This window comes from Antarctobacter sp., from assembly GCF_034670325.1.
GTDB lineage: Bacteria > Pseudomonadota > Alphaproteobacteria > Rhodobacterales > Rhodobacteraceae > Antarctobacter.
The window spans coordinates 104809-117077 of sequence record NZ_JAXMNR010000004.1 but is presented as its reverse complement, the minus strand read 5'-3'; the positions used below and the strand labels follow the sequence as shown (position 1 = coordinate 117077).

At 62.7% G+C, this 12269-nt stretch carries 13 protein-coding genes; 4 read left to right on the top strand and 9 right to left on the bottom strand.

The window, feature by feature from the left end; translation table 11 throughout:
- Nucleotides 1-138: 138 nt before the first annotated feature.
- Nucleotides 139-936: a glycosyl transferase gene (locus VOI21_RS11135; protein WP_323769945.1), complete on the bottom strand. Its 798-nt coding sequence runs from the start codon at nucleotides 934-936 to the stop codon at nucleotides 139-141.
- A gap of 249 nt (nucleotides 937-1185) precedes the next feature.
- Here VOI21_RS11135 and rsgA point away from each other — a divergent pair, with 249 nt between their 5' ends.
- From rsgA to VOI21_RS11115, 4 genes are all read left to right on the top strand, one after another.
- The gene (gene rsgA / locus VOI21_RS11130) at nucleotides 1186-2226 is read left to right on the top strand and encodes a ribosome small subunit-dependent GTPase A (RefSeq protein ID WP_323769944.1); all 1041 of its coding nucleotides are present in this window, start codon (nucleotides 1186-1188) and stop codon (nucleotides 2224-2226) included.
- Nucleotides 2227-2365: 139 nt separating this feature from the next.
- Nucleotides 2366-2581 carry a hypothetical protein gene (locus tag VOI21_RS11125; RefSeq protein WP_323769943.1) on the top strand — a complete coding sequence of 72 codons (216 nt, stop codon included), beginning with the start codon at nucleotides 2366-2368 and terminating at the stop codon, nucleotides 2579-2581.
- A gap of 10 nt (nucleotides 2582-2591) precedes the next feature.
- The gene (locus VOI21_RS11120; RefSeq protein ID WP_323769942.1) at nucleotides 2592-3587 is read left to right on the top strand and encodes a nuclear transport factor 2 family protein; all 996 of its coding nucleotides are present in this window, start codon (nucleotides 2592-2594) and stop codon (nucleotides 3585-3587) included.
- A 126-nt stretch (nucleotides 3588-3713) separates the two neighbouring features.
- Nucleotides 3714-3977 carry a DUF2934 domain-containing protein gene (locus tag VOI21_RS11115; RefSeq protein WP_323769941.1) on the top strand — a complete coding sequence of 88 codons (264 nt, stop codon included), beginning with the start codon at nucleotides 3714-3716 and terminating at the stop codon, nucleotides 3975-3977.
- A gap of 51 nt (nucleotides 3978-4028) precedes the next feature.
- Here the strand turns inward: VOI21_RS11115 and VOI21_RS11110 are convergent, their stop codons facing one another.
- From VOI21_RS11110 to VOI21_RS11075, 8 genes are all read right to left on the bottom strand, one after another.
- Nucleotides 4029-5195, bottom strand: coding sequence for a M20 aminoacylase family protein (locus VOI21_RS11110; RefSeq protein ID WP_323769940.1), 1167 nt, complete (start codon nucleotides 5193-5195; stop codon nucleotides 4029-4031).
- 180 nt (nucleotides 5196-5375) lie between these two features.
- Nucleotides 5376-6719 (bottom strand): FAD-dependent oxidoreductase, encoded by a 1344-nt coding sequence (locus tag VOI21_RS11105; RefSeq protein WP_323769939.1) that lies wholly within the window; start codon nucleotides 6717-6719, stop codon nucleotides 5376-5378.
- Nucleotides 6720-7541: 822 nt separating this feature from the next.
- On the bottom strand, nucleotides 7542-8312 hold the full coding sequence (locus VOI21_RS11100) for a CbtA family protein (protein ID WP_323769938.1): 771 nt from the start codon (nucleotides 8310-8312) through the stop codon (nucleotides 7542-7544).
- Between the two features lie 81 nt (nucleotides 8313-8393).
- Nucleotides 8394-8777 carry a nitrile hydratase accessory protein gene (locus tag VOI21_RS11095; RefSeq protein ID WP_323769937.1) on the bottom strand — a complete coding sequence of 128 codons (384 nt, stop codon included), beginning with the start codon at nucleotides 8775-8777 and terminating at the stop codon, nucleotides 8394-8396.
- An 83-nt stretch (nucleotides 8778-8860) separates the two neighbouring features.
- A complete protein-coding gene (locus tag VOI21_RS11090) occupies nucleotides 8861-9337 on the bottom strand; it encodes a hypothetical protein (RefSeq protein ID WP_323769936.1) in 477 nt (158 codons plus the stop codon).
- Nucleotides 9338-9367: 30 nt separating this feature from the next.
- A complete protein-coding gene (locus VOI21_RS11085; protein ID WP_323769935.1) occupies nucleotides 9368-10345 on the bottom strand; it encodes an acetamidase/formamidase family protein in 978 nt (325 codons plus the stop codon).
- Between the two features lie 10 nt (nucleotides 10346-10355).
- Nucleotides 10356-11027, bottom strand: coding sequence for a transcriptional antiterminator (locus VOI21_RS11080; protein ID WP_323769934.1), 672 nt, complete (start codon nucleotides 11025-11027; stop codon nucleotides 10356-10358).
- Nucleotides 11024-12223: a transporter substrate-binding domain-containing protein gene (locus tag VOI21_RS11075; RefSeq protein WP_323769933.1), complete on the bottom strand. Its 1200-nt coding sequence runs from the start codon at nucleotides 12221-12223 to the stop codon at nucleotides 11024-11026. Before VOI21_RS11075 ends, VOI21_RS11080 begins: the two co-directional genes overlap by 4 nt.
- Nucleotides 12224-12269: the final 46 nt, after the last annotated feature.

Genomic DNA, 12269 nt, shown 5'->3' with positions numbered 1-12269 from the left:
GCCGCGTGATTACCGCCGGTCAGCCGGTCAAAGCGGGATTTCGCGGACCAAACCCGCGTGCCCTGTCGGGACGCCTGCGGCCGGGGACGGTGGGCGGGGCGATTTTCGGCATAGCCGAAAGAGCGCCGTACCCGTCCCTCAGGTCCACTCCGCGCCAAGGTCCGCCCGCGCGCGATCGATCCAGTGATCCTGCAACCAGCCACAGGGTCGGGCGTAGCGGATCAGCGAGCCGCTGTAGCCTGCGATGGCCTCGGGCATCTTGGGGCGACCGTGAAAGCAGACCACCCGTGCGTCTTGTGGCAGGTGCGGCGCACGGAAATAGTTGCCCGGAAACGGATTGCAGTCATACTTGAACGACACCACCCAAGGTTCTGGAATATAGGTGAAAACACCGCGCTCCATCGCCTTGTGTGAGGTATATCGCTGCTCGGACCCGCGCGCCTCTTCGACCTCGGCATAGGGGTTGGCGGCCAGATCCTCGTAGAGGAATCCGTGCTCCGCCGGATCAAACCGGAACACTGATCCATGCCCGGTGGGCCGTCCCTTGCGTTTTTCGGTCCAGTCGTGGCGCATCGCCACCGTCCCCGGTGCAAGGTCGTGGATCTCATCCAGCGACCCGGTGATCACCACATCTAGATCGAACCCCAGCACCGGCCCGGCAAGGTCGGGCACCAGACCGGGCCGAAAGAGCGAGGTCTTGCGCATCGCCCCCTGCCGGTTCGCCACCGCAAGCGCTGCGTTCATCGGCTCGGCAAAGGGTTCCACCGGCAGGTCCAGCACCTCGATGTCCGGGTGCAGACCCGCGCAATGCTCTGTCATGCAGAAAAACCGCACCGGGCGCGACAGGTTGCGCCGCACACCGGAATACAGCCGGTTGACGTATTCGGGACCAAACAGCGTCCCCCATTTGATGCACATGACGTTGATCGGTGACATCGCGCGCCCCTGCCCTTGCTGTTGCGCGGCAGATAGCAACGCTGGCCCCGAAATACCAGCGCTTGATACCGGCGCTTGCAGCAAGGGCCCGGCCCGTCTAGACATAGGCCAGACCCTACTGGACGGAGGACAAGATGGAGAATGCATCCCCCCTCCGGGCCGCGCGCTGACCAAAAGCCCGCCGCCCGTGCACGCACACCGGGCCGCCTCCGGCGGACCCAATTGCATGTCTGAACGGGACTTATCACATTGACTGATGACACATTGACCGGCCTTGGATGGTCGGACCATTTCGCACGGCAACTGACGCCAGAGGATGCGGCGCTGACCCCCGCCCGCCTCGCCGAGGTTCACCGAGACCGCATGCGCGCGGTGACGCCAACGGGCCAGATTGAGCTTTTGCCAACGGAATCCACCGGCGCCTACGCCGTGGGTGACTGGGTACTGAGCGACGGCACCCATGCGATCCGCCGACTGACCCCGACTTCGGACATCACCCGTCGCGCGGCGGGTCGCGACGTCCGGATTCAGCGTATCGCGGCGAACGTCGATACGCTGGGCATCGTCACCAGCTGTAACGCGGATTTCAACGTCGCGCGGCTGGAACGCTATCTGGCGCTGGCACATTCCGGCGGCTGCCTGCCGCTGATCGTGTTGACCAAACCCGACAAGGCCGACAATGCGGACGACTACCTGCGGCAGGCTCAGCGCCTGTCGCCGCTGGTGACCGCGATCAGCCTGAACGCCCGCATTCCCGAAGAGGTCGCGCGCCTGACGCCGTGGTGCAAGAACGGTCAGACACTGGCGCTTGTCGGGTCGTCGGGCGTGGGCAAGACCACCCTGCGCAACGCGCTGACCGGCGAGGAGGCTGCCACCCGTGGCATCCGCGAGGATGACGCCAGAGGCCGCCACACCACGACCAACCGCAGCCTTGCACCGACGCTGGCGGGCGGCTGGTTGATCGACACACCGGGGATGCGCGAATTGCAGCTCGCCGATGCCGGCGAGGGAATCGAAGCCGTCTTTGACGACATCGAAGAACTGGCCCTGACCTGCCGGTTCCGCAATTGCGCCCATGAGGGCGAACCGGGCTGTGCGGTCCGCGCGGCCATCGCCGCCGGTGATCTGGATGCCGACCGCCTGGCCCGCTGGGAAAAGCTGCGCCGCGAAGACCGCCACAACACAGAGACGGTGGCCGAATCCCGGGCGCGCGGCAAAGCCTTCAACCGCATGGTCAAAGAGGCCGTGTCGAAGAGCAAGCGCAGGCGCGACCCCGGCGGCCCCGCCTGACGGGACGCCGGGCGACCTTTGCGGACAGGAAAATCAAGCCTGTCCGCAGTTTTTGACCGATGTGGTCACTCCACATGACAAACCCGCAGCCTCTGATGCGGCATCCTGAACCGGACCAGTCCCGAACAGGAGCTTCTCTATGGACCCGACACTGACCCTTGCCCGCATCCCGCCCTCTTACGACCGCGATCACCGCCCGGACAAGCGCGAGATTGATGCCTTTTACCAAACCCACGGAAACGCCGCGCTGGCCGAGGCACGCATTGGCTGGAGACAGATGACAGCAACCTTCGTCCAACTGGTAAGGCCGCGCAGGCGCGCCGCCGGGTTTGTCGCGTTGTTCCGAAAGGTCTAGATTGATGCGTATGGACCCCACCCTTCACGCCCCTTCATTTTTCGACCCGACTGACGAAGACCGCGCGGCCATCGCCGCGACCATCCGGGCCGAGACGGTGGCCTTTCAGGACCGCGACTATGACGCGTGGGCCCGGTGTTTCGTGCAGGATGAGCGCACGCAGGACATCTATGTGACGACCACGTCCGGGCTCTCGGTGCAAAGTGGCTGGTCCGAAGTCTCGGCCTACATGAAACATGTGCTCGACAAGGGGCTGGGTTGTCCCAAAGTGCCGTTTGGTCAGGACAACATGCGCATCAGCGTCACCGGGGACAGCGCATGGGTGGTGTTTGACGGCTGGGCCGAAGCACCCGGTGAAGCCCGCACCGAAAGTTTCGAGACGCGCATCCTCCAGCGCGAGGACGGCCAGTGGAAGATCGTCTATGCGTCGTTCGTAATGCAGCGCGACGCGCCAGAGGGGAACGGACTGGTTTCTGTCGATAGTGCCGGCCGGTTGCTCTGGGCCGGACCCGGCATGCTGGAACGCTTGAAGGACCACCCGGTCCTCACCCTGTCGGCGGGGCGTCTGCGCGCGCACCGACGCGATTGGGACCGTGTCCTGCAAGAGGCGTTGCAACGGGCTGCCCAGTACCATGGACACTTTGAGCTGCACCGCTTTGCGCAGGAAACCGGCGGCCCGTTCCGGTATCCTGCAATCCTTGGCGATACCGACGACGGTGGTCTGGCAATCGCTCATGTGTCCGTGCGCGATTGCGTGACCTACATTCAGGTCGATGGCGATGCCCGCATCGACCGCCGCCTTGCCGTGGCGCAAGCGGTTTACGGTCTGTCGGACGGCCAATTGCGGATCGCCCGCTACATCGCCGATGGCGATGGGCTTAAATCCGCCGCCGACGCGCTGGGGATCAGCGTCAACACTGCACGCACGCATCTGGCCCGCCTCTATGACAAGACCGGGGTCAACACGCAGACCGCCCTTGTGCGCCTGCTGCTAAGCGTCGGCTGAGGCACCGTGCCGGTCGCAGTGATGCGGCAGGGACACGGCGCCGAATTGCTGCGGCGCAGCGTATTGCGCAAGCGCAGCACTCTCCGATATCACGTTAGCGCTAACTTGGATACGACCGGAGACCACATGAGCACCCCGCAACCCGACACCGCCAAAATCGCCGAAGCTGCCTTTTTCCTCTGGCTGGACGAAGGCCGCCCCCAAGGTCAGGACCGTGACCACTGGTTCCGCGCGACGCAGGCGCTGACCGCCGCCACCAAACCGGCCCGCAAACCGCGCGCCAAGGCCGCCGCGAAACCTGCCGCTGCCCGCGCCAAAGCTGCCCCCAAAACAAAGGCGGCCGCGAAACCCGCAGCCGCCCGGAAGCCCCGCAAAAAAGCGGAAAGCTGAGCACCTTAGGGGCGGTTGGCGGAACGTCTACCGTCCCGCCGACCGTCCCGATCAAGACGCGACCGGCATCCGCCGTTCGACGACCTCGGCCCACCAGGAACATCCCGCCGGGATCGCCTCGTCGTTGAAGTTGTACTCGGGGTGATGGACCATCGCGGTGTCACCATTGCCCACAAGGATATAAGCGCCGGGCCGCTCTTCGAGCATAAAGGCGAAATCCTCTCCGCCCATGACCAGCGGCGCGTCGTCAACGCCGCCAGACACCGCGCGCGCCACGTCACGCGCAAATTCGGTCTGCTCGGGATGGTTGACCATAACCGGGTAGCCAAGGTGATACGTCACCTCTGCGGTGCCGCCAAAGGTTGCCGCCACACCGGCGGAGATCTCCTTGATCCGCTTTTCCGCAAGAGCACGCATCTCGGTCGACTGGGTGCGGACCGTGCCCTTGATATGGACCCGCTGCGGGATCACGTTGAACGCCTTGGACGAGGTTTCAAAACTGGTGACAGAAACCACCACCTGATCCACCGGGTCCGCGTTGCGCGAGGCGATGGTCTGCAATGCCAGCACGAGAGTGGACGCCATCACCGTGGTATCCACCGTCTCATGCGGCTTGGCCGCGTGGCCGCCCAGCCCTTCGAGGGCAATCTCGAACTGGTCGGTGGCGGCAAAAAAGGCCCCTTCACGGATCGCAAAGCTCCCGACAGGGCGACCGGGCCAGTTGTGCATCCCGTAGACTTCCTGAATGCCCCAGCGGTCCATCATGCCGTCGTCGCACATCTCCTTGCCGCCGCCGCCGCCTTCTTCGGCGGGCTGAAAGATCACTACAACCGTGCCGTCGAAATTGCGTGTCTCGGACAGGTACTTGGTCGCGCCCAGCAGCATGGCCGTGTGACCATCGTGACCACAGGCATGCATCGCCCCATCCGTTTTCGAGGCATAGTCCAGCCCGGTCTGTTCATGGATCGGCAGCGCGTCCATGTCAGCGCGCAGCCCGATCACCTTGCCAGAGCCATTGGCACGCCCCTTGATCACACCCACGACGCCAGTACGGCCGATGCCGGTCACCACCTCGTCGCAGCCGAAATCCTTCAGCTTTTCCGCCACCATCGCAGAGGTGCGATGCGTCTCGAACAGGATTTCCGGGTTTTCGTGCAGGTCGCGGCGCCATGCGGTGATTTCATCCTGCAATTCGGCGAAGCGGTTCTTGACGGGCATGGGGTTTCCTTTTCCGGTTTCAGGTCTGGACCGCAGGCCGCTCCCCCGGATCGGTTGAGACGGACCATGCGGAAAACATCAGGCGAGCAGGGTCAGGGGGCAGCGCCGCCCCGGCAGTCGGTCGCGCTGCGCCGGAGAATACGCCTCACACCGGCGGGTTCAAGACGGCGGTGGCGGATTTCACAAGTTTGGCCCCGGGCGCAGCGCGCTGCCGTCAGAAAAGCGGCCTATGCGAAAGCGGCTCAGATCGTGACCGGGGTCTTGGCTGGTGGCCAGATCCAGTGCCACCCGGCCAAAGCCCGGGCCAGCGCCAAAGCCATGCCCACACATACCGGTGCAGACCGTCAGACCGGGCAAATCCCGCACCCGGTCCACCACCGGCACCACATCCGGCAACACATCAATCATGCCACCCCACCCGGCCTGCACCTCGATCCGACCCAGGTCGGGATATTGCGCGCCGAACCGCTGCGGAATTTTGGCCAGCTTCGCTGCATTCGGCCCGGGATCAAGAATGCGCATCCTCTCAAACGGGCTTTGTTCCGCACCGCTCCAGTGACGCGGCGTCGAAAACGCATCGGGCCAGTCCGCTGGTTGCGGTCGGCGCAGATGCACGTCGAATTCTCCCGACACAGCCAGCGGCAGATAGTGCCGCAGGTGCCGCAACGCATCGGGCCCAAGGTACAGTTCGGCAAAGGCAGAGGGCGCCAACGTATAGCCACCGTCGGCGCGCGGGCGAAAGGCAAGCCGGTCATCGACCGCCGCTGTATCGACCACGCGGGGCAACGGTTGCGTCGCCAATGCTGTCGAGCGCACCGAAAGCTGCGGGATATCCACACCGTGACGACGCAAGAAAAGCGACGACCACGCCCCGCCCGCCAGCACCACGGCACTGGTCCTGATCCGCCCGGCCTCGGTGATCACACCGCTGACGCGCCCCGCCTGCCGGTCCAACCCCCGCGCCGCGCAGCGCTCGATGATGGTGGCCCCCTCGGCGCGCGCCAGCCGCGACAGTTCCGGCACCGCCTGCCACGGCTCTCCCACCATGTCGGTCGGCGTATGCAGCGCGCCTTGCCATGCGGCGCGGGGATAGCCCAGATGCCGCAACATCGCGGTCCGGTCCAGCATCTCGCTGGACACGCCCAAGGGGCGTGCCTCTGCCAGCCAACCCTCAAACGCCGCCATCTCGGCGTCGGTCCGCGCCAGATAGGTCACGCCCGTGGTCCGCGTCCCCAGCCGCCCCTGACAGGTCACATCCAGATCCCGCCACAGATCCTGCGCCTCCAGCGCGATGGGGATCTCGTCCAGATCGCGGCCCTGCACCCGGATCCAGCCCCAATTGCGCGAGCTTTGCTCCGCCGCAATCCGCCCCTTTTCCAACAGCACAACCGACAGCCCGCGCCGTGCCGCAAACAGCGCCGTGCTGACCCCGATAACCCCGCCGCCAATGACAACAAGATCCGCAGCCTCGGGCAAGGGCGCGGCAAACGCGACAGGACCTTCGTCGCGGAACGGGAATGACATGGCACTTCCTCGTATGCGCTGCGCGCAGACTTGCAGCTTCTTCTTGGTCAAAATACCTCCGGGGGTGAGGCCAAAGGCCGAGGGGGCAGCGCCCCCTACTCAGCCGTCATGTGCGTTTTTTGGATGCTGTAGACCTCCGGTGCGGTTCCTTTTGTTGCAGGCGTCTGTCGACGCATTGAAACTCTGTCCATTTGCCACAGCCTTTTGAAAGAACGTCATCTTTTTGGGGACGCGTCCGGAAATCGGCTCCGCGCCATACACTTGCATTCCCGGAAAGCGAACTGGCTTAAAGGAACGTCAGGTGTTCCGGTCGCTGAGTTTAACGGCCGGACGAGACCGAGCTTTCCAAATAGCATATAAAAACGTTCTTAGAGCGCCCCCTGACTTTTGCAAGGTGCGCGTGGCGCCACCGTACCATTGCTTCACGCTGGTGGCCGACTGTGGAAGCAAGGTACAGACCAGATACGCGTATCGAAAAGGCACGCAAACCAACGGCCAGCCGCAAATGCTTGGCATCCGAACTGACTGTTCTGTAAAGCACCTGCCGCGACTGGGCCGTAGATCTTGCAATCGGCAAGCGCGCAGCTTGCCTTTTCCGATCCGCACGAAGAGGCAGTCGTCAGGCGACAGACATTGGCGGCACACATAGGTGAGATCCACCTCTTCCGAACCGCATATCCGTTTTCACGTCTTTCCGCCGCGAAGAACACGGCGGAAATCTTGTTGTCCAGGTCCCTTGCCGAACAGCAGTCCGATCGGTGGCAAATCGCGTTCACTGTCACGACAGGGGAAGTGTACCCGGTGGGCTGGCAAGAAGGCAGGCTATCCTTGATTTGGCACGGGCCCTGCAAAGCGTCCGCCCTCGGCAATGTTCAGGCGTTGGCAGAGCCAACCCGCCGCCACCCCGATCAGGAGCCAGAAGATCAACCCATGTGCCAGCGCGGCAACGGCGAATTCAGCCGACAGGTGCGCCGGAACCGCAGAGGCCAAAGTTGCGCCTTCCGCAAGCTGGGGCGAGCCATAGGCGTGCGGCGCGACGATCAGCAACAGTCCGAATGCCAGTTTCATCGGCGTGGAAAGAATGCCCGAGCGACTGGTCATCACCCACAGCCCGCCTGCAGTCAGAGCAACCGTGGCTACCCACCATAGCTGTCGGCTTTCCAGTGTGGCGGCGGTCATGCCCGGCAGTTCAGGTGGCAGGCCAAAGAAAGGTGCAAGGCTGAAGGAAACGAATCCGGCACCGCCCCAGATCAGGCCGGAACGCGCATTGACTCCGCCGCCCCGCACGTGGATCGCCGCCACCAAAAGCAGGGCAAAACCCATGCCTGCGAACAGGTTGACCCCGGCAGTCGCAACGGTTCTTTGGATCCCGTCCTCGGGTGCCCATGCCTCTTCCCCCCCATGTGCATGCCCATGATCATGACCGTGGTCGTGACCGTCATGGAGGGCCGCCGCGACGGCGACAGGTTCCGCAACCTCGAATGATTCCGCCTCATGGATCAGCGGCAGCACGTAGATCGTCTGAAAAACTGTCGCCCCGATCCCGCTCAGGAGTCCGGCGAGCAGCGCGACGCTGACAAGCTTCTTGACCATTTGATGTTCCTTTCTCTCTGTCGCCTTTCAGGCGTCTCTCTGTCGCCTTTCAGGCGAGCGGTTCGCCGCGCTCTCCGGCGGTCAGGCGTAATTGGCGAAGAACGAATACTCGCGCTCACCATCGGTGATTTCGGCCGTGCGCTGATCGATTTCATCCTTCGTGACCAAGCCCTTTTCGACGGCCAGCCGCTCCAGCGCCGCGAGCCACTGCTCGTAATAGACCCAAGACGCGTCCTTCAGGTCGTGTTCGCGCTCCCAGTCGCCGATGCACTTGATCAGGTTCTTGCGGAAATCCTCGTAGTCGATGACCTTTTCCTCGGAAAACGCCAAGACGATGCCGAAGGCGCGGCTTTGCCAGGGTTCATCGAATTGCAGCCGGTCACAGCGTTTCGGCGGAGCGGCCTTGCTGCCCTCCAGTCCTTTGACAAAACGATCTTCCATGCCGGTGATGGTTTCTGTACGCATTGCTGTTACTCCTTGTTTCCTTGGTTGATGACTGACCGCAGGTCCGAAATCCGGCGGCCACCATTTTGATGTGTCCCCGGCCCCTAGGGCAGGACGTTCAGGGTGATCTTGTCGGCGATGGGGGTGCCCGCCACCGACAGCGTCTTGTGATCATTGGAATACAGCCCGACTTTCAGTTCGACCTGCCCGGTCGGAAGCTCGGCCAGATGGAACCAGTTGCCGTATAGCCGCCCAAGCTTGTGGCCGTTTACATAGATATGCGCGTGCCCTTCCCCCGCGACATGGGATGTGCCGCTGTGGGCAGGCGCAAAGGCAAAGTGCGTGGTCTCGGCATGCAGGTTCCATCCGGCACCGGGATCGGGCTGAACAGAGATGCGGATCGTGGGCGCCCCGTCTGCAGGCAGATCGATCATCGCGTGGTCTGCATGGGTATGGTCATGAGCCACTCCCCCGCCGCCGCTATGTGGCGCGCTCTGCGGCACAAAGCTTTCGCTTGCCAAGCCATAACCAACGCCGCCTAACGCGACCCCCAGTATCAAGGCTCCCAAAACCCTGTTCATGTGCGTTCTCCATTCGATGTCGTCAAAGGCTCAGGCCAGATAGGTTTTCAGCACCGAAGCGCCGATGGTGTATTTCGGGTCGACGATATTGCCGACACGCAGCTTTCCGGCCTGGGTCAGAAAGAAATACGCCTCGTAAATGTCCCAGCCGTAGTCGGCGACCATCCAGTGGATCAATTCGCGATAGGCGATCCTTGCGGCATCCTCGAGCGGACGCGCAGAGCCCAGCGTCATGATGAAGTTTTCGTTTTCCAACCGCGGCCAAGCAATCGGGCTTTGCTTGATCAGGTCGATCTGGATTGTCACCGTGGCGGGTATTTCGACTGCCGTGCCGCAAAGCTCGCCATCGCCTTGGGTGGCGTGGCAATCGCCCAGATAGACATACCCCCCTTCGGCCAGCACCGGGAAATAGACGATCGCCCCCGGTGCCACGTCTGGCACATCCATGTTGGCCCCCCAGTAATCCGGCTGCAGCGAAGACACCGCCTCGATTTCCGGACTGACGCCCAGTGTGCCGATAAAGGGTTCGTAAGGCAGGGTTATCCGGTCGTTGAACTGAATGCCCTCTTCGGTCACGTTCATCTTCATGACCTTTTCGGGCAGCGGATCGTTCAGCATCGCGGTGTTGGCGGTGCCCACCAATCCGCCAAATTCGGGGATCAGTGCAGAGGTGCCCGCCGGTTGCGGACCGCGTGGCAGGATCGAATGGATGCGCACGGCAATGACGTCGCCCTTTTCGGCGCCCGCCACGTGGATCGGGCCACACTGAGGATTGAGGAAAGGAACGTTCAGCCGCTCTGACGGGCTGGCCGAAGTTGAATCCAACTGACCTTCAAACGCGTCATGCGTATCGGCCACCACGATATCCCCCGGCTGGATGTGCAACACGGGTTTCGCAAAAGGGCCGTAAGTGTAGTGATATGTTCCCTGCACCTCGGCGGTCAGCCGATGGGTTTCCCCGGCAACACCCTGGGCGACACCCTTGGTCGCCATCCAGGAATTATTCATCCAATCCACTCTAATACCCTCCGGTTTTCTTGGTCGGCGTCCGTGCGTCCGGCCCATTGTTTGATGAAAGTGCGTTGGCCCTGTTTTCCGCCAGCGTCTTCAGCGGGGTCAGCGATCCCGTCGCTTCGATCTGTTCACACAGGAACTCGATGGACACCTGCAGGCGCATGGCCTCTGAGCGCAGAAGGTCATAGGCTGCCTGACCGTCGATCGTCATGCATGTCTGGACCAGCGTGATCGCCGCCAAGACCGACGGACGGGCGCGCAGGCGCGCGTTCAGGTCTTCGACCTTGCGCAACAGCTTGGTCCGGACTTCGAAATCGTGGAATGCGATGGCGAGGGCCGAAAAGATGCCGTTGGGCTGCAAGGGTTTGACAAGATAGGCAGAGGGCATCTGCCCCAGCGTCCATTCGATACGGCCCGGTGCCTCGCTGCCCATCAGGGCAATCAGGGGGATCGGCGCATGTCCCGGCTCCCAGGCGAATTGCTGGTCATAGCCGCGGTCTGCGTCGAAAAAGATGACATCGTGGCCGTCGGGCGAAAGGTTGTCTGCTGGCCACTGGAGCGCTGTCCGGAGTCCCAACCGCCCAAGCTGCGCCGTCAGAACGGCGGTATTGTCGCCCGGCGGGTGCACGATCAACGCCCGCACCTTGCGGAAATTGGGAAGTGCGCGCCTTTTCATAGCGCCGCCCTTTCTCCGGGTTCCGGCGCGCTGGTCAAGCCATCGACATCGAAATCCACAAGATAGGGATCGGGCCGCATCGGGGCGTCATAAGTATGAAAGATGTCGAACTGCCCAGAGGCATTCGACACGGCCAGCGCCGGGGTCAGGAAGCAATGGTTATTGCCCGGATCGATCCAGATCTGGCCCTGCGGGGCATTGAAACGGACCTTATAGAGCGCAGATTTGACCGCATCCAGTTCTTGCGTGCCGGCCTTCTGAAAGGCCCGCGCAAGAAGATGGGTGGTGTTGTATGCGGCCTCGGAGTCCGCCGAAGTGACCGTATCCGCCCCGTACCGCGCCTTGTATCCAGCGATGAAACGCGCGTTGCACTCGCCCGGCGTGGACTGAAAGTAGACACTCGACGCGATATGTCCCGCGGCCGCATCCGGGGCCAGTCGGGCAAGTTCCGGTTCTGACAGAGTGTGGCTGCACACCGGCATCACATCGCTCGTCAATTCAGGGTTGGCCTGCCGCGCAGCCTGCATGGCGCGCATGAAGCTTTCAGAGGACACCCCGATCAGCGAGCTGAAAATGTACGAAGGCCTGCTCTGCACGATCTCGTCGATGATCTTGTCGACCTCAACCGACCCCACCGGCACATAACGCTCCCAGAAATCCCTGGCACCGTGCTCCGTTACGCATTCGCGCATGATCCGGTTGCTTTCCCAACCCCAGATATAGTCGGAGCCGACGCAATAGGCCCGGTTGCCGAAATGCTGCAGCATATGGGACATCAGCGGCACCATGTGCTGGTTCGGCGAAGCCCCGGTGTAGATCACGTTGTTGCAGTGTTCGAAGCCTTCGTAATGCGAGGGATACCAAAGCAAGCCATCATACTTTTCGAAGACCGGGATGACTTCCTTGCGGCTGGACGAGGTATAGCAGCCAACCACGTGCTTCAATCCGCCCTGTTTCAGCATCTCGCGGCAGATGGATTGATAGGCTTCGAGATCACCGCCGGGATCCAGGATCACCGGGTCCAGCTGAAAGTCGAACTGCGGGTCCGCGTTGACCTCGGACAGGGCCAGCAACGCGCCGTTCTGCAGTTCCTGCGCGATGCCAGCATAGGGGCCGCTGGTCGAAAAGACGATGCCGATGCTGATCTTCTCTTTCGACTTGATCAAAGTCGCTTGGGTGTTTTCAGGTCTGTGCATCTGCAATCGCCTTTGTTGTTCTCACTCGGTACCGCAACGTTGGATC

Coding starts and splice junctions, on each gene's coding strand:
- VOI21_RS11135 (WP_323769945.1), bottom strand. CDS start 936: ATGTCACCGATCAACGTCATGTGCATCAAATGGGGGACGCTGTTTGGT.
- VOI21_RS11125 (WP_323769943.1), top strand. CDS start 2,366: ATGGACCCGACACTGACCCTTGCCCGCATCCCGCCCTCTTACGACCGC.
- VOI21_RS11120 (WP_323769942.1), top strand. CDS start 2,592: ATGGACCCCACCCTTCACGCCCCTTCATTTTTCGACCCGACTGACGAA.
- VOI21_RS11115 (WP_323769941.1), top strand. CDS start 3,714: ATGAGCACCCCGCAACCCGACACCGCCAAAATCGCCGAAGCTGCCTTT.
- VOI21_RS11110 (WP_323769940.1), bottom strand. CDS start 5,195: ATGCCCGTCAAGAACCGCTTCGCCGAATTGCAGGATGAAATCACCGCA.
- VOI21_RS11105 (WP_323769939.1), bottom strand. CDS start 6,719: ATGTCATTCCCGTTCCGCGACGAAGGTCCTGTCGCGTTTGCCGCGCCC.
- VOI21_RS11100 (WP_323769938.1), bottom strand. CDS start 8,312: ATGGTCAAGAAGCTTGTCAGCGTCGCGCTGCTCGCCGGACTCCTGAGC.
- VOI21_RS11095 (WP_323769937.1), bottom strand. CDS start 8,777: ATGCGTACAGAAACCATCACCGGCATGGAAGATCGTTTTGTCAAAGGA.
- VOI21_RS11090 (WP_323769936.1), bottom strand. CDS start 9,337: ATGAACAGGGTTTTGGGAGCCTTGATACTGGGGGTCGCGTTAGGCGGC.
- VOI21_RS11085 (WP_323769935.1), bottom strand. CDS start 10,345: ATGAATAATTCCTGGATGGCGACCAAGGGTGTCGCCCAGGGTGTTGCC.
- VOI21_RS11080 (WP_323769934.1), bottom strand. CDS start 11,027: ATGAAAAGGCGCGCACTTCCCAATTTCCGCAAGGTGCGGGCGTTGATC.
- VOI21_RS11075 (WP_323769933.1), bottom strand. CDS start 12,223: ATGCACAGACCTGAAAACACCCAAGCGACTTTGATCAAGTCGAAAGAG.